This is a genomic window from Paraburkholderia unamae, from assembly GCF_003268775.1.
GTDB classification, from domain to species: Bacteria; Pseudomonadota; Gammaproteobacteria; order Burkholderiales; family Burkholderiaceae; genus Paraburkholderia; species Paraburkholderia unamae.
On the sequence record NZ_QLSU01000027.1, the window covers coordinates 1 to 15780 of the forward strand.

At 65.5% G+C, this 15780-nt stretch carries 14 protein-coding genes; 8 read left to right on the forward strand and 6 right to left on the reverse strand.

The genetic code is table 11. The features are described from left to right. Positions 1-183: 183 nt before the first annotated feature. The 3 genes from C7401_RS32845 to C7401_RS32855 form a co-directional block, all read right to left on the reverse strand. Positions 184-1689, reverse strand: a complete 1506-nt coding sequence (locus C7401_RS32845; protein ID WP_220092882.1) for a phospholipase D family protein — start codon at positions 1687-1689, stop codon at positions 184-186. Positions 1690-1914: 225 nt separating this feature from the next. After that, complete coding sequence (locus tag C7401_RS45155) at positions 1915-2244, reverse strand: hypothetical protein (RefSeq protein WP_181565757.1); 330 nt, start codon at positions 2242-2244, stop codon at positions 1915-1917. A gap of 275 nt (positions 2245-2519) precedes the next feature. Continuing rightward, the gene (locus tag C7401_RS32855) at positions 2520-3383 is read right to left on the reverse strand and encodes a LysR substrate-binding domain-containing protein (protein WP_112175829.1); all 864 of its coding nucleotides are present in this window, start codon (positions 3381-3383) and stop codon (positions 2520-2522) included. Positions 3384-3522: 139 nt separating this feature from the next. Between C7401_RS32855 and C7401_RS32860 the strand changes: the two genes are divergently transcribed. The 3 genes from C7401_RS32860 (at position 3523) to C7401_RS32870 (ending at position 7058) form a co-directional block, all read left to right on the forward strand. Next, a complete protein-coding gene (locus C7401_RS32860) occupies positions 3523-5160 on the forward strand; it encodes a gamma-glutamyltransferase family protein (protein WP_112175831.1) in 1638 nt (545 codons plus the stop codon). Between the two features lie 99 nt (positions 5161-5259). Beyond that, the gene (locus C7401_RS32865; RefSeq protein WP_112175833.1) at positions 5260-6588 is read left to right on the forward strand and encodes an MFS transporter; all 1329 of its coding nucleotides are present in this window, start codon (positions 5260-5262) and stop codon (positions 6586-6588) included. 224 nt (positions 6589-6812) lie between these two features. Beyond that, a complete protein-coding gene (locus C7401_RS32870) occupies positions 6813-7058 on the forward strand; it encodes a hypothetical protein (RefSeq protein WP_112175835.1) in 246 nt (81 codons plus the stop codon). Positions 7059-7102: 44 nt separating this feature from the next. Here C7401_RS32870 and C7401_RS32875 read toward each other — a convergent pair whose 3' ends face one another. Further along, the gene (locus tag C7401_RS32875; protein ID WP_258397328.1) at positions 7103-8080 is read right to left on the reverse strand and encodes a D-2-hydroxyacid dehydrogenase; all 978 of its coding nucleotides are present in this window, start codon (positions 8078-8080) and stop codon (positions 7103-7105) included. Positions 8081-8310: 230 nt separating this feature from the next. Here C7401_RS32875 and C7401_RS32880 point away from each other — a divergent pair, with 230 nt between their 5' ends. From C7401_RS32880 to C7401_RS32895, 4 genes are all read left to right on the forward strand, one after another. Then, on the forward strand, positions 8311-9501 hold the full coding sequence (locus C7401_RS32880; RefSeq protein WP_112175837.1) for a CaiB/BaiF CoA transferase family protein: 1191 nt from the start codon (positions 8311-8313) through the stop codon (positions 9499-9501). 15 nt (positions 9502-9516) lie between these two features. Further along, positions 9517-10467 (forward strand): hydroxymethylglutaryl-CoA lyase, encoded by a 951-nt coding sequence (locus C7401_RS32885; RefSeq protein ID WP_112176010.1) that lies wholly within the window; start codon positions 9517-9519, stop codon positions 10465-10467. A gap of 52 nt (positions 10468-10519) precedes the next feature. Beyond that, positions 10520-10903 (forward strand): VOC family protein, encoded by a 384-nt coding sequence (locus C7401_RS32890; protein ID WP_112175839.1) that lies wholly within the window; start codon positions 10520-10522, stop codon positions 10901-10903. Between the two features lie 189 nt (positions 10904-11092). After that, positions 11093-11998 carry a LysR family transcriptional regulator gene (locus tag C7401_RS32895; RefSeq protein WP_112175841.1) on the forward strand — a complete coding sequence of 302 codons (906 nt, stop codon included), beginning with the start codon at positions 11093-11095 and terminating at the stop codon, positions 11996-11998. A gap of 63 nt (positions 11999-12061) precedes the next feature. Here C7401_RS32895 and C7401_RS32900 read toward each other — a convergent pair whose 3' ends face one another. Next, positions 12062-13501, reverse strand: a complete 1440-nt coding sequence (locus C7401_RS32900) for an MFS transporter (protein WP_112175843.1) — start codon at positions 13499-13501, stop codon at positions 12062-12064. 236 nt (positions 13502-13737) lie between these two features. Next, on the reverse strand, positions 13738-14655 hold the full coding sequence (locus C7401_RS32905; protein ID WP_112175845.1) for a LysR family transcriptional regulator: 918 nt from the start codon (positions 14653-14655) through the stop codon (positions 13738-13740). A 100-nt stretch (positions 14656-14755) separates the two neighbouring features. On the opposite strand from C7401_RS32905, the gene C7401_RS32910 reads away from it, so the two are divergent. Then, complete coding sequence (locus tag C7401_RS32910; protein ID WP_112175847.1) at positions 14756-15775, forward strand: aldo/keto reductase; 1020 nt, start codon at positions 14756-14758, stop codon at positions 15773-15775. The last annotated feature ends 5 nt before the right edge of the window (positions 15776-15780 follow it).

Here is a 15780-nt window from a genome sequence, read left to right on the forward strand (position 1 = left end):
TACATGAGCGAGACCGCGCCGTTCGACTATGTGCCCGCGCTCGCGCAGCAGGTGGAGCCGGTGGTGCGGCGCATGGTGGGCGGCGCGCTCGATGCTGTGACGGCGATGAACGAAGCGGCGGCCTGAATCGCGTGGGGCACGCGGAAAACGACGTTCCCCAGGCCGCCATGCCGTCCCGCTACGCTACAGCAGCCACTCGATAGGCAAGATCGAGAAGAACCACACGCCTAGCCGCTCATTCCACGTTGTATTGGGTTCGGTGTCGTAGCGCACGAGCGTGCCGTCGGAGAGGCGGGTCCAGTAGAGCTTGCCGTCGGCGTCGAGATGCGCTTGCCAGGCGAGCTGCGGCACGCGCGTCCAGAACGCCGATTCGATCTGGCTGGCTAGCACGGGGCTTTCGATCACGAGCCCGAGTTCGGTATTGAGCTTCGCGGAACGCGGGTCAAAGTTCACCGAGCCCACGAACACGCGCTCGGCATCCACGGCGAACGTTTTCGCATGGAGACTCGACCCCGAACTGCCGAAGGGGCCTTTGCCTGTTTCCTTGTTCGCGCCCGCGGCACGGCGCAATTCGAACAGTTCGACGCCGCCTTCGAGCAGCGCCTTGCGCCGCCGCGCGTAGCCCGAGTGCACGGCGGACACGTCGGTCGCTTCCAGCGAGTTGGTGAGCACACGCACGGTCACGCCCTGGGCGGCGAGGCGCGTGAAGTATTGCGTGCCCGTCTCGCCTGGCACGAAGTACGGCGAAACGAGGTCCAGTTCTCGATGCGGGTCGCCGAGTATCTCGTGCAACTGGCTGAGGATGAGCGTGTGCTCCGGCGCCGTGCCGAGCGCCTTCGCGGGATCGTCGCTGACGAGCCGCGTTTTCGCCCATTCGAGTTGCAACGTGCCGTCGAGCAGGCGGCGCACGTCGGTGGTCTTGCGCAGCGACTGGATATAGCTTGCGGCGGCGGGGTCCTGGCGCGCCGCAAGCGCCGCGCGATCGAGCGTGGCCATGCCCGAGGGCGACTCGGAGGGCAGGATATCCGTCACCGGCCACGACGAGGCGCTCGCCCAGTAACGGTCGAAATCGTGCGCGACGTCGGTCGCGGCGGGGCCGATGGCGAGCACGTCGAGATCGGCAAATACGACGCCGTCGGTGGCGCCGAAATACTCGTCGCCGATATTGCGGCCGCCAAGAATGGTCGCCACGCCGTCCGCCGTGAGCGACTTGTTATGCATGCGCCGGTTCAGGCGCGAGAAGTCGGTCAGAAAGCCGATCGCCTTGGGCTTGCGCGTGACGAACGGATTGAACAGACGCACCTCGAAGTTCGGGTGCGTGTTGAGCGCCGCGAGCGTGGTGTCGAGCGAGGAGGGAATGCCGTTGTCGTCGAGCAGCAGCCGCACGCGCACGCCGCGGTCGGCCGCCTCGCGCAATTCTTCGAGCAGCAGGGTGCCGGTGAGGTCGTTGCGCCAGATGTAGTACTGCACGTCCAGCGTACGTTGTGCGCTGCGCACGAGCGCTACACGTGTAGCGAACGCTTCCAGCGGGTCCGAGAGCGGATCGATGCCGGTGAAGTCGGGATGAGTGGCGAGTTCGGCCGTCACGGCGACGCCCAGTGGCGTCGTGCGGGCCTCGGCCGGTGAGAGTGCGGTGGATTCTGTACGCACGCCGGGCGGCGGCAATCGCTGGCACGCGGCTAATGCCATCACGCATAGCGGCAATGCCGCGACACACAGTCTTCGCAGTCCGTTCGCGGCCGGCGCGATGGGCGATCTTTGCATGGAGCGTTCGCTTTCCCGTAACGATTGCGCTTCGAGGCGCGAAGCGCGAGGCTTCGCGAGTGAGCGTGCAACGTCGGTAGCTTACGCGATTGGCGTGGCGTGCACCACGCATGCGTGCGGCTGCGGGGGCGAACGCGTCATGGCGTGGGCTTACTGCGCGTCGAGCGCGGTCTGTGCGCGGGCGCGGGAATCTTGTGCCGACTGGTTGCGCTCGGTTCTGGCTTCGCGCGCTTCCTGATTGAAGGTCTGCCGCGCTTCGGCCGTGCGCGCGCGTTGTTGCCGGTTGGCATCGCGAATTTCCATGCGCTTCTGAACGATCGGGTCGCTATGCGTGGTCGTGGTGACGGGCTGCGCTTGCTGGCTTGCCGGTGCGTTGGTCTGCGCGCTGGCTTGGGCGCTGGTTTGGGCGAATACCTGGCCCGCGACGAGGGCGCTGATCACGATGCCGACGATGGCGAGGGTGCGGGTTCTGGCTTGCATGATTTTCTCTCCGATCAATAACTTCGCATTGCTTAGTAATTCTCGCGCTCCGGTAAGAGCGCGAACGTTTTCTGTTGGGCGTTAAGAGGCGGGTAGCCGCGTTTGCTCTTGTTTCAATGCTTTCATTTTACTTTCGGAGTGAGATCGGTCAACCCGAGGGGCGCTCTAGTCCCACGGTGTGGCGGCCGCCATGTGCCTGATCACGGGGAAGCCCGGAATTTCGCGGACATAACGCCGCATCGGTTTGTTCTGTCACCGCGCCGCCACGCGCGCCATCAACGCCGCAACATGTCTGCAATCGTTTGTGTGAGCAAGGTCGGCTTATGCGCTTTCCGCTGGATCATGCCCACCGTGCGCAAGAAGGGCCGCCCCGGCAGCGGCACGAGGCGCAAATTGGGATCGTTTTTCCAGTTGCCGCCTTGCAGCACGGGCAGCACGCTCACGCCTACATCGTTGCGCACCAGTGAGACGATCGTTTCGATGGAGTTCAGCTCCAGGTATTCGAGCGGCTCGATGCCAAGCTCGGCCAGCGCGCGGTCAATCACGACGCCGGTCGGCACGCGCCGGTCGAAGCGCAGAAAGCCGCGCTCGCGCAAGATGCGGCGCGCGTCGTCGCCGGCTGTGGCGCGGCTCGTGACGAGCATGAGCGGTTCTTCGTAGAGCGGCGTCCACGAAAGTGTTTCGTGTAACGAACCATCCGCGCTGCCCACCACCACGGCCAGATCGACGTCGCCGTCCTCCACCATGCGCGCCAGTTCGTTCGAACGGGCCGAAGTGAGGCGCACTTCGAGTTCGGGGTGGCCGGTCTTGAGGTGCGCGACGGCGAGCGAAAGCGCGCCGATCACCGACACCACGGCGCCGATGATGATCGAGCCGCGCATCGTGTCCGCTGTGCTCGCGGGCAGTGCGTCGATCAACGCGAGAATGTGTTCGACTTTCCCGCAGATCTCGCGGCCCTCGCGGGTGAGTGCCACCTGGCGTGCCCGCCGGTCGAACAACTGGCGCCCGAGCGCTTCTTCGAGCCCGCGCATCTGGACGCTCACGGCCGCCTGGGTGAGCGCCGTTTTCTCGGCCGCCGTGGCGAACGAACCGCTGCGAGCGACGGCCTGGAGGGTGCGCAACATGCGTAGGGTCAACATGTAAAAGAAACTTAAGTATCGAGAATAAAATATTAATATTTTTTTGCGTGATCCTTCAAGATAATCGAAACACTGGCATGAACCGCGCGCGGCGCCACGGGCGGCCGCGCCACTTTTCCCCATCGGAATCCGAACTTCCATGACGCGCTTCAACTGGCAAAACCCGTATTCCACACCGCGCCTGCCGGTGTTCGCCCGCAACATCGTTTCGACTTCGCATCCGCTCGCCGCACAGGCGGGGTTGCGCATGCTCTGGCAAGGCGGCAACGCCATCGACGCGGCGATCGCGGCGGCGGCGGCCATCACGGTGGTCGAGCCGGTGTCGAACGGCCTCGGCAGCGACTGCTTCGCGCTCGTCTGGGACGGCGCGAAGCTGCACGGCCTGAACGCCTCGGGCAACGCGCCGGCTGCATGGAGCGTCGATTACTTCCGCCGCAAATACGGCGAGGAAAACGGTCTCGCGAAGCAGCCCAAGCGCGGCTGGGACACGGTGACGGTGCCCGGCGTGATCGCCGGCTGGGAAGCGCTGCACACGAAGTTCGGCTCGTTGCCGTTCGCGGACCTGATGGCGCCGGCCATCGAAATCGCCGAGCGCGGCCATGCGGTGGCCACCATCGTTGCGCGCAAGTGGCAGGCGGCGATTCCCGAGTTGCACAACCAGCCGGGCTTTGCCGAGACGTTCATGCCGCGCGGCCGCGCCCCTGAAGTGAGCGAGCGCGTGTGCTTTCCGGGTCACGCCGCCACGCTGCGCCAGCTCGCGCAACGCGGCCCGCGCGACTACTACGAAGGCGAGATCGCCGAGCGCATCGCCGCGTTTGCGCGCGAAGGCGGCGCGGCGCTCACGCTCGACGACCTGCGCAACTATCGCCCCGAGTGGGTCGAGCCGATCGGCAAGGACTATCGCGGCTACACGGTTCACGAGATTCCGCCGAACGGGCAGGGCATCGCCGCGCTTATCGCGCTCGGCATTCTCGAGCAGTTCGACATGGGCTCGCTCGCGCTCGACAGCCTCGAATCGCAGCATCTCCAGATCGAGGCGATGAAGCTCGCATTCGCCGACGTCTACCGCTACGTGGCCGATCCGCGTTCGATGGAAGTCACGCCCGAGCAGATGCTCGACAGCGCCTACCTGAAAGAGCGTGCGAAGCTCATCGACCCGAAGCGCGCCACGCAGTTCGACTTCGGCATGCCGCGCTCGGGCGGCACCATCTATCTTTCCGCCGTGGACGAACGCGGCATGATGGTGAGCTTCATCCAGTCGAACTACATGGGCTTCGGCTCGGGCGTGGTGGTGCCGGGCGCGGGCATCGCGCTCCAGAACCGCGGCTGCGGCTTCTCGATGGACCCGGTTTCGCCGAATGCCGTGGCAGGCGGCAAGCGTCCGTTCCATACCATCATTCCGGCCTTCCTCACGCAGCAGGTGGACGGCCGCCAGGAAGCGGTGATGAGCTTCGGCGTGATGGGCGGCGACATGCAGCCGCAAGGGCATCTGCAATCCATCGTGCGCATGCTCGATTACGGCCAGCAGCCGCAGGCCGCGTGCGACGCGCCGCGCTGGAAGGTCAACCGCGATTTCACGCTCGACATCGAATCGACCTTCGACGCGCAAACGGCGCACGCGCTGCAAGGCCTCGGCCACGAGATCAAGGGCATCGACGATCCGTACATGGATTTCGGCTCGGGCCAGTACATCTGGAAGCTCGATCGCAACGATCCCGAGCGCGGCTATGTGGCCGCGAGCGACACGCGGCGCGACGGCCTCGCCGCCGGGTTCTAGCCACCGGATTCCCGTCGCAGGGCGGCGCATGCAGTCAAGCGCCGCCCACCGCGCATGAGAATCAATGAGTAGACCAAATAAAAAATGAAGGAGACTGACATGGAAACCGGATCCGCGCCGGCGCGTGCGCCGCTTAGCCGCGGCATGGTCCGCCGCATCGTGTTTTCCTCGTCGATCGGTAACGCGCTCGAATGGTTCGACTTCCTCGTGTACGGCTACTTCGCGCCGATCATCGCGAAGCAGTTCTTTCCCGTGCACGACGAGTGGCTCTCCACGCTGCTTGCCGTCGGCACCTTCGGCATTTCGTTCCTGATGCGCCCGCTCGGCGCGATCGTGCTCGGCATGTACGGCGACCGCAAGGGGCGCAAGGCGGCGCTCACGCTCGCCATCGCGCTCATGATGGCCGGCACGCTGGCAATGGCGGTCATGCCGCCGTATGCGTCCATTGGCCTCGCAGCGCCGTTGCTGATCCTGGTGGCGCGGCTCGTGCAGGGCTTTGCGGTGGGCGGCGAATTCGGCAGCGCGACGGCGTTCATGGTGGAGCACAGCCCGACGAAACGCGGCTATTACGCAAGCTGGCAGTTCGCGAGCCAGGGCGCGGCCGCGATTCTCGCGGCCTCGTTCGGCGCGCTCCTCGCGGGGTGGCTGCCGCCCGCGCAGTTGCAGGCGTGGGGCTGGCGCGTGCCGTTCTTCTTCGGGCTCGTGCTCGGGCCCGTGGGCTGGTATATCCGCTCGCATCTGGACGAGACGCCCGAGTTCCTCGCGAACCGGCAGGAACGCCCGGCAACCGATGCGCACGCAACGAATGCGCCGCGTCTCACGCGCGAGTGGGTCAACCTGCTGCTCGCGGTCGGCATCGTCGCGCAATCCACCGTTGGCGTGTACATCCTCCAGCTCTACATGCCGATGTATGCGGTCAAGCAGCTTCATATGGCCGCGGCCACCTCGTTCGGCGTGGTGGTGCTCAACGGCGGTTTGCAGTTCGCGCTTTCGCCGGTGATGGGCGCGCTCTCGGACCGCATCGGCCGGGTGCGCATCATGCTGACCACGTCGATCCTGCTCGCCGCGCTTACGTATCCAATGTTCTCGCTGTTGCAGCGTCATCCCACGCTGGGCTGGCTGCTCGTGCTGCAAGGCGCGGCCGGCATATTCAAGGCCGCGTATTCGGGCCCCATGCCCGCGTTGATGTCGGAGATCTTTCCCGTGCGCGTGCGCTCGGCGGGGCTCTCGATCGCGTATAGCCTTGGCGTGACGCTGTTCGGCGGCTTCGCGCCCACCATTGCCGAGCTGCTGATTCACGTGACGGGCGACACGCTCGCCCCCGCGTATTACGTTTCGCTTGCAGCGGTTATTTCCGGCGTTTCGCTCGCGATCGTCGGCTGGCGCATGACGCGCCAATCGCCGCTGCGCGCGACGCTCGCCAGTTGATCGTCGGAAGTCCGAACGGATCTTCGCGCCGCCGCGCCCGCAGGATCGTCCGCTAAAAACGGGGCGTGAATGCGGGCGCGTCGCCTTGGAAACACTTCGTTATGTACTTCACGCGGACCTCGCTGAACGCGTTCGCAAGTGGTGATATAGTCGCCCCCTCATCGTCGGCAGGGGTACCGGCCGGCGGATCGGAAATTACGTTTTGTCAGGTTTCGGGAGATTGTATGGCGATCGAGTATCGTGGCTTTCGAGTCACTGTCGATGCGAAAGCAGACGCGACCGACACCCAGTGGCTGTGCCGCGCGGTGTTGGAAGGAGTCGAAGCACACGCTGAAGCGGCGAAGCTGCCTTGCGTCGAGCTTGCGATTCCCAAACTGAAGATTGACGTGCTGATGGCGCTTAGCATGGTCGAGCAGACGGCGAAGCAAAACGTCGACGAGTGGCACGCCAAACAGCCCGAGCTGGCTTGATGGTTCAGGCGCGGGCGGCCCTGATGCGGCTGCCGCGCCCGCGCTCAACGCGCATTCACGATATTTCGCGGATTTCCCTCATGAAAGGCCGCGATGTTCTCCACCAGCTGGTCCGCTAACGCCTGCATGGCTTCGTCGCTCGCCCACGCAACGTGAGGCGTGAGGATGAACGCCGGGTGCGAGAGGATGGCCTGGAACGGATGATCGGCAGGCAGCGGTTCCTGCGTCACGACATCGAACCCCGCACCCGAAATCGCGCCCGATTGCAACGCATCAGCCAGTGCCGCCTCGTCCACGAGTCCGCCGCGCGCCGTATTGATCAGCAAGGGCCGGCGCTTCATGCGCGCAAACGCTTGTGCGTCGATCAGATGCTGTGTTTCCGGCGTGAGCGGGCAATGCAGCGTGATGATGTCGCTTTCTTCCAGCAGCGTGTCGAGCGGCACATAGCCCGCCTGCGCGTCGTTGCGCGTTTTGCGCGCCGCGAACAGCACGCGCAGCCCCAGCGCCCGCGCCATGTGCGCGACGGCTTGCCCGAGCGCACCGTCGCCGATGATGCCGAGCGTCGAGCCGGCCAGATTGCGGATCGGAAAATCGAAGAAACAGAACTGTCCCGATTCGAGCCAGCGGCCCGCGCGCACGGCCTCGCGATAGGCGAGCAGGCTGCGCCGCAGCGCGAAGATCAATGCGAACGTATGCTCCGGCACGCTGTGGCCGGCGTAGTCGCGCACGTTGCTCACGACAATGCCGCGCGCCGCGCAGGCGTGCAGATCGACGTTGTTGGTGCCCGTGGCGGCGACGGCGATCATGCGCAGGCGTGTGGCGCCGGCCAGCGCCTCGGCGCTGAGACGCGCCTTGTTCGCGATGACGATATCGGCGTTGCGGATGCGCTCGGCGACCTCGTTGGGCGCGGTGCGCTCGAACGTTTCCAGGGTGTGCTCGAAAGGCAGAGGGCGAAGCTGCGTTTGGGGCGCGAGCGTCGCGCGGTCGAGAAAGACAACGTGCATGGTGCGTAGCGAGAGCATTTGAGGGACGGTCCGCTCATTGTCCCTCACGGCGCGTGCCGATGGCTTGCCCAATGCGCCAACTGACTTTCCGATGAGGAAATATCGGCTGGCCTGAAGCCGGATGCGAAACACCGCGCGCGGCCGGACCCTTTCCATTTGCTCAAGCCAGCTTGAGCAAGCATCGATTATCAAAGGGGGCAGGCGGGTCCATGATGTCGTCCATAGTCGCAGTCTGAGGAGACACCGCCATGCCACGACCACTCGAAGGAATCCGCGTTCTGGAGCTCGGACAGCTCATCGCGGGCCCGTTTGCAGGCCGCATGCTCGCCGAATTCGGCGCGAGCGTCATCAAGGTGGAGCCGCCGGGCGTGGGCGATCCGCTGCGCAAGTGGCGCCTGCTGCACGACGGCACCTCGGTCTGGTGGGCCGCGCAGTCGCGCAACAAGGAATCCGTCACGCTCGATCTGCGCACGCCCGAAGGGCAGGACGTGATCCGCCGTCTCGTATCGGAAACGGATGTGCTGATCGAGAATTTCCGCCCCGGTACGCTCGAAGGCTGGGGCCTCGGCTGGGACGAACTCAGCGCGATCAACCCCGGCCTCATCATGCTGCGCGTCTCGGGCTACGGGCAGTCGGGACCGTATCGCGACCGGCCGGGCTTCGGCGTGGTCGCGGAGGCGATGGGCGGCCTGCGCCACCTGAGCGGCGAGCCGGAGCGCACGCCGGTACGCGTGGGCATTTCGATTGGCGACTCGCTTTCGGCGCTGCACGGCGTGATTGGCGTGCTGCTGGCGCTGCGCCATCGCGAGCAGCAAGGCGGCAAGGGGCAGGTGGTGGATGTCGCGCTCTACGAGTCCGTGTTCAACATGATGGAAAGCCTCCTGCCCGAGTATTCCGTGTTCGGCGCGGTGCGCCAGCCCGCGGGCAGCAGCCTGCCCGGCATCGCGCCGAGCAACGCCTACCGGTGCAGCGACGGCAAGTACGCGCTGATCGCGGGCAATGGCGACAGCATCTTCCGCCGCCTGATGGAGTTGATCGGGCGCGCGGACCTGGGCTGCGATCCCGCGCTCGCGCAAAACGACGGGCGGGTCGCGCAGGTGGCGCGCATCGACCTCGCCATCGGCGAATGGACCGCGCGCCACACGCTCGACGAAGTGCTTGCGGCGCTCAACGAAGCGCGCATTCCGGCGGGGCGCATCTACGATGTGGCGGATATCGCGGCCGATCCGCATTACCACGCGCGCGGCATGATCGTGGAAGACAGCTTGCCCGACGGCACGCCGGTGCAGGTGCCCGGCGTGGTGCCGAAACTGTGCGGCACGCCCGGCACGATCGAGCGCAGCGCACCCACGCTCGGCGAGCATACCGACACGGTGCTGGAATCGATAGGCGTGGACGCCGCAACGCGTGAAGCATGGCGCGCACGCGGCGTGATCTGAATGGAGAACGGGAAGATGACGATCGGAAATCAGGAAAACTCGAAGGCGAAGCGCTTGTATCTCAACGAAGTCGCGACGCGCGACGGCTTCCAGAACGAAGCCGCCTTTATCGACACCGACGACAAGATCGCGCTGATCGACCGCCTGAGCGCATGCGGCTACGCGAAGATCGAGGTGACATCGTTCACGTCGCCCAAGGCGATTCCCGCGCTGCGCGACGCGGAAGCGGTGATGCACGGCATCGAGCGCGTGCCCGGCGTCGTCTATACGGTACTCGTGCCCAATGTGCGCGGCGCGGAACGCGCGCTTTCGTGCAACGTGGACGAAGTGAACCTCGTGATGTCGGTGAGCGAGAGCCACAATCGCGCCAACCTGCGTATGGCGCGCGAGCAGTCGTTCGCGCAGTTGCGCGACGTGATCGATGCGGTGCGTGGCACGGGCGTGGCGATCAATGTTTCGCTCTCCACAGCAATGGGCTGCCCGATGGAAGGCGACGTGCCGGTGGAGGACGTGCTTGGCTGGATGCGGCGCTTCGCGGAATTGGGCGTGCAGGGCGTCACGCTGTGCGACACGACCGGCATGGCGCATCCCGCACAGGTTCGCATGCTGAGCGAGAGGGCGGCGCAGGCGTTCGGCGCGCTCGAACTCACGCTGCATTTCCACAATACGCGCGGCATGGCGCTCGCGAACACGCTCGCGGCGCTCGATGCGGGTATCGTGCGCTTCGACGCCTCGCTCGGCGGCCTGGGCGGCTGCCCCTATGCGCCGGGTGCCACGGGCAACGTGTGCACCGAGGAGCTCGTGCACATGCTCGAACTGGACGGCTACGATACGGGCGTCAATCTCGCCGCCGTGCTCGACGCCGCGACACTGCTGCCGGGCTTGATCGGCCACGATGTGCCCAGCCAGATTCTCAAGGCCGGCCGCCGCCTGGACCTGCATCCGGTTCCCGAACAAGCGCGATAAAGAACGCAAAACCCGCCCGGACAACGGGCGCACTCATGACAAGGAGCGAAGCATGGCTTTGATCGATCACCTCGACCATCTGGTGCTGACCTGCGTGGACCCCGAGGCGACGAAGCACTTCTACACGGAAGTGTTGCAGATGCAACTAGAGACCTTCGGCGCGGGGCGCCTCGCGTTTCGCTTCGGCAACCAGAAGATCAACCTGCATGTGCGCGGCGCGGAGTTCGAGCCGAAGGCGCACGTGCCGGTGCCGGGCGCGCTCGACCTGTGCTTCATCGCGGCGGTGCCGCTCGACGCCGTGATCGCGCATCTCGCGCAGCAGAACTGGCCGATCGTCGAAGGGCCGGTTGAGCGCACGGGCGCAACGCAGAAGATACGCTCGGTGTACGTGCGTGACCCGGATCTCAACCTCATCGAGATTTCCGAGCTGATCTAGGTTCGGTCACAGCGGTTTCGCCGTCGAACCGGGGGGCGCCGGTACGGCGGTGAACCAACCGGCCACGCTGGCCGGCACGCGGACGTGCATTGCAGCACGTCCGCTTCTTCATGCCCCGCGCACTTCCCCCACGGCCTGCGATGCCGCACAATCGGTTCTCGCACCGGCTTCGCATCTCGCCCATCCATCATGGTCAATCCCCTTCATTTCGATTTGCAGTCGCTGCGAGTCTTTCTGCTCGTCGCCGAGCACGGCAGCCTCACCAAGGCGGCCGAACACGGGCAACTCACGCTTCCGGCGGTCAGCAAGCGCATTGCCGAACTGGAAAGCGTGACCGACTGCGCCTTGTTCATCCGTCGCGCGCGCGGCGTGGATCTCACCCCGGCGGGGCACGCGCTGCTCGAACACGCCACGCGCGTGGTCGATCAGGTGAACCGCATGGCGACAGAGATGAGCGACTACGCCGCCGGTGTGCGCGGCCACGTGCGCATGTGGGCCAACACCTCGGCAATCGTGCAGTTCCTGCCCGTCGATCTCGCGCGCTTTCTCAACGAGCATCCGGGCATCAAGGTGAGCCTCGAAGAACGCTTGAGCCACGAGATCGTCGAGGCGCTCGGCGCGGGCAAGGCCGATCTCGGCGTGTTCGCCGACAACGTGCCCGCGCCCGGCATCGAGCGGCGGCTCTATCGTCGCGATGAACTCGTGCTGCTCGTGCCGCGCGGTCATCGCTTCGCGCAACTCGACATCATCCGGTTCGCGGATACGCTCGACGAAGACTACGTGGGCTTGAGCGACGGCAGTTCGCTGCTCGCGCGCATGACCGACGCGGCGTTTGCCATCGAACGCTCGCTCAAGCTGCGCATTCAGGCCTCGAACTTCGACGGCGTGTTCCGCATGATCGAAGCGGGGCTCGGCATTGGCGTGCTGCCGCGCGACGCGGTGAGCGACGAGCGCGGCAAGGCGGGCGTCGTCAAGGTGAAGCTCGCGGACGCGTGGGCGACGCGCACGCTCTGGGTGGGCATGAAGGCGGACAGTGCGCCAAGCTCGGATATCGTGAGCCTGTTCGATTACATGTCGGCGCGCGCGAACCCATAAACAAAGGGGCGGCGGCCGCATATCGCGGCCGCTGCCCCGGCAGTCAACACGTGGCGCGACGCATCAGACCGGATTGATTTCGTCCTGGCTGCGCCGCGTGGTGAGCGGCCCGAGCGCGCGCAAGGTCACGGCGACGATGGCGAGCGCGCCCGAAATCACCCCGAACATCGCGAGCGGGCCGTGCTGGGTGAGCACCGGCAGGAGCACGAAAGGCAGCGCGCTACTGACGATGCGAGACAGCGAATAGGTGCTGCCGATTGCCGTGGAACGCACGCTGGCCGGGAAGATTTCCGCCTGATAGACATGATAAGCATTGCTGAAGACATTCGAGGCGCAGGTGGTGAGCACGCCAAAGCCGACGATCAGCGCGGCCTGATTCGAATATGCGAAGCCCAGGCCGAAAATCGCGATCGAGACCAGCGAGGCGATCACGAGCGTGCGGCGCTCGATCCAGTTGAGGAGCGGAATCGAGAGCAGCGAGCCGATCGGATAGCCGAGGAACGAGAGCGCGACGAAGAGCGTGCTGCCCGTCACGTCGATGCCGCGGCTTTTCACGACCACGCCTGCGAGCGTGCCGAAGCCGTAGTAGCCGAAGCCCTGGAACAGGTGGAAGACGACCAGCATGAGATAACGCTTGTCATAGGGCGCACGGCGCAGCAGGGCGATGCGATCGACCAGGCGCAGTGGGCGCTGGGGCTCGCGGGGCTCGGCGAAACGCTGCGGCATGTGGGCGCCCGCGCTCTGAGCGAAGCGGCTCAGCGAGGCATAGGCCTCTTCGGCGCGGCCTTGCGCGAGCAGCCAGCGCGGGCTCTCGGGCAGGCGATGCTGAACGGCCAGCACGAACACCGCGCCAAGGCTGCCGATGGCGAGAATGATGCGCCATCCCGCAATGCCGCCCAGGTGCAGCGGATTGAGCCACACCGCGAGAAAGCCGACGAGCGGCACCGCGACATACGAGGTGGTGTAAGCCCATGCGGCGAGTCGCCCGCGCCGGTCTTTCGGCAGGATTTCCGAAAGGAAACTGTCGGCCACGGGGTAGATCGCGCCAACGCCCACGCCGGTGAGAAAGCGGCAGATCACGAGCATGGTGGCGTTCACCGAGAACGCCGCGAGCAGCGAGAACGCGCTATACCAGACGAGTGTGAGCAGGAAGGCGCGCCGCCGCCCGATGCGGTCGGCGAGACTGCCGAGGAAGAGCGAACCGAAGAACATGCCGACGAAAGCCGACGCGAGCAGGAGCTTGAACGCGAGGCTGTGCGCGTCGAGCCCGTATTCGTTTTGCAGGGCGGCGCCTATCGAGCTGACGAGGAAGATCTCGTACATGTCGAAGAAGAGGCCGATGCCGACGACCCACACCACGAACCGGTGCAACGCGCCCACGGGCATGTCGTCCATGAAGTTGCCGAGGGTGACGTCGTGCGGGTTTCGGTGCGCGGCGTCGGCGGCCCGCTGGCGCGCGGCCTCGTCCGGCGTGCCGCCGAGGTCCAGGGATTGCGTGTTCATGCTGTCTCCAGTCTCCCATACCCTTGGGTATGTTCTGTGTGCCGCGCGATGGGTCGCGCTTCGGATGCGCCCCGCGCCGGGCAGGCGGACGGGGCGTGATGGCAAGTGTGGGAGATTTTCGCCAGCGCGAAAATTGAGCAAGCTTCAAGCGTGCTTTCCTGAAGGGAAAGGCTTGATTCGGGTGCAGCCGCGGGTGTGTGTGGGTGTGAGTCGATGTGCGTGGAAGATCACGGGTATCAGTTGCCGCCCGCAGTGTGCAGCGCAAGGCTCGACTGCAACAGCGTCTGCCGGAAATGTCCCACCAGCGGCCTCAGGTTGACCCGGTGCCACGCGGCCCATAGCGGCGTGCGATAGCTGAACCACGAGAGCTCGTGCAGCACCACGCCGGCCGGCGCCTGGCGTCGCAGGCTTTGCTGGACCATGGTGAGCCCGAGGCCCGCCGCGACGAGCCCCAGGGCCGCGAGCGGCTCGGTCGCCTCCATCGCGATATCGGGCGTGAAGCCGGCCTTCGCGCAGGCCGCGATGAAATTGTCGTGGCGCAGGACACCTTCTTCGTGCATCACCGCAATCCACTTCTGCGCCGCCAGGTCTTCGGGCGTGAAGTGCTGCGCGTGGGCGAGCGGATGGTCCTCGGGAATCGCGAGCAGCATGGGATCGTCGAGCACCAGCGCGGCTTCGAGTTCCGGATCGTCGGCCTGCGGCGGCTCGCAAACGAGCGCGATGTCGAGGCTGCGCTGGCGCAGGCCCGTCAGCTGGTCCGTGGACCCGTGGCTGTAGAGCGCGATGTGCACATCGGGCTTTTCGGCGCGCAGTTGGCGCAGCGCGCCGGGCAGCACGCCGGAGTGCATCGCGTTCTCCAGATAGCCGATGCACAGCCCGCCTTCGTCGCCGCGGCCCAGACGCCGCGCAAGCGATTCCAGGCGCTTCGCGTGCGTGAGAAACGCCTGCGTTTCCGCGAGAAACGTGCGCCCGTCCCTTGTCAGACGAATACGCTGCTGCGAACGCTCGAACAGCGTCAGCCCGAGGCTTTCCTCGAGTTGGGCGATCTGGCGGCTCAGCGGCGACTGTGAAATATGAAGCCGTTCGGCGGCCCGGCCGACATGTTCTTCTTCGGCGACGGCCACGAAATAGTGCAACTGGCGGATGTCGAGCATATAAGACCTATCGGGACTCAAGTTTGTCACATTATGTCTTGGACAGACTTAAGTTGCCACCCTAGACTTTCGCTACCGACTCAACCAAAGGAGCAAGTCGATGAGTATCAAGGATAAATTGCCCGCTGGCACTCAGCTGGGTTTTGGCGCCGCGCCGCTTGGCAACATGTTCCGTAACATCCCCGAAGCCGAAGCGCTGGCGACCGTGAAGGCTGCGTGGGACCAGGGTGTGCGTTATTTCGATACGGCCCCGTTGTACGGCGCCGGTCTGTCCGAAATGCGTCTTGGCGAAGCACTCGCCGACTATCGGCGCGATGAATACGTGCTGAGCACGAAAGTGGGCCGCGTGATTCTCGATGAAATCGAGGACGCCGGCGCACGTGACCTGGGCGAAAAAGGCGGCGTGTTCGCATTTGGTCGTCCTAATAAAATTATCAACGACTATTCGGCCGACGCGACGCTGCGTTCGATCGAGGACAGCCTCAAGCGCCTGAAGATGGACCGCCTCGATATCGTCTGGGTGCACGATGTCGCTCAGGACTTCTACGGAGACGAGTGGCTTTCCGTGTTCGAAACGGCGCGCAAGGGTGCGTTCCGTGTGCTCGACCGCTTGCGCGACGAAGGCGTCATCAAGGCGTGGGGCCTGGGCGTGAACCGCGTCGAGCCGTGCGAACTGCTGCTCGATCTCTCGGAAACGAAGCCGGACGGCTTCCTGCTCGCAGGCCGCTATTCGCTGCTCGATCACGAGCGCGCATTGCAGCGCCTGATGCCTGCCGCCGCCGCGAAAAACGTGGAGATCGTCGCCGGCGGTCCGTACAGCTCGGGCGTGCTCGCGGGCGGTGCGAACTTCGAATACCAGAAGGCGTCGCCCGAAATTCTCGCGAAGGTCGAGCGCATCAAGGCCGTTGCCGCGCGACACAACGTGAGCGTGAAGGCTGCCGCGTTGCAGTTCGTGCTCGCCAACCCGGTGGTGGCCGCGGTGATCCCCGGTGCGAGCAAGCCGGAGCGCATTGCCGAAGACCACGCCGCCGTCAAGGAAGCGATTCCGGCGGACTTCTGGCGCGAGCTGCGCGAGCAGGGCCTCGTGGCCCCGAACGCACCGCTGCCGGCCAACGCATAAGGAGA

Bases quoted from the DNA above. Each gene is read 5' to 3' on its own strand.
- C7401_RS32845 (WP_220092882.1), bottom strand. From the start codon at position 1,689: ATGGCATTAGCCGCGTGCCAGCGATTGCCGCCGCCCGGCGTGCGTACA.
- C7401_RS45155 (WP_181565757.1), bottom strand. From the start codon at position 2,244: ATGCAAGCCAGAACCCGCACCCTCGCCATCGTCGGCATCGTGATCAGC.
- C7401_RS32855 (WP_112175829.1), bottom strand. From the start codon at position 3,383: ATGTTGACCCTACGCATGTTGCGCACCCTCCAGGCCGTCGCTCGCAGC.
- C7401_RS32860 (WP_112175831.1), top strand. From the start codon at position 3,523: ATGACGCGCTTCAACTGGCAAAACCCGTATTCCACACCGCGCCTGCCG.
- C7401_RS32865 (WP_112175833.1), top strand. From the start codon at position 5,260: ATGGAAACCGGATCCGCGCCGGCGCGTGCGCCGCTTAGCCGCGGCATG.
- C7401_RS32870 (WP_112175835.1), top strand. From the start codon at position 6,813: ATGGCGATCGAGTATCGTGGCTTTCGAGTCACTGTCGATGCGAAAGCA.
- C7401_RS32875 (WP_258397328.1), bottom strand. From the start codon at position 8,080: ATGCTCTCGCTACGCACCATGCACGTTGTCTTTCTCGACCGCGCGACG.
- C7401_RS32880 (WP_112175837.1), top strand. From the start codon at position 8,311: ATGCCACGACCACTCGAAGGAATCCGCGTTCTGGAGCTCGGACAGCTC.
- C7401_RS32885 (WP_112176010.1), top strand. From the start codon at position 9,517: ATGACGATCGGAAATCAGGAAAACTCGAAGGCGAAGCGCTTGTATCTC.
- C7401_RS32890 (WP_112175839.1), top strand. From the start codon at position 10,520: ATGGCTTTGATCGATCACCTCGACCATCTGGTGCTGACCTGCGTGGAC.
- C7401_RS32895 (WP_112175841.1), top strand. From the start codon at position 11,093: ATGGTCAATCCCCTTCATTTCGATTTGCAGTCGCTGCGAGTCTTTCTG.
- C7401_RS32900 (WP_112175843.1), bottom strand. From the start codon at position 13,501: ATGAACACGCAATCCCTGGACCTCGGCGGCACGCCGGACGAGGCCGCG.
- C7401_RS32905 (WP_112175845.1), bottom strand. From the start codon at position 14,655: ATGCTCGACATCCGCCAGTTGCACTATTTCGTGGCCGTCGCCGAAGAA.
- C7401_RS32910 (WP_112175847.1), top strand. From the start codon at position 14,756: ATGAGTATCAAGGATAAATTGCCCGCTGGCACTCAGCTGGGTTTTGGC.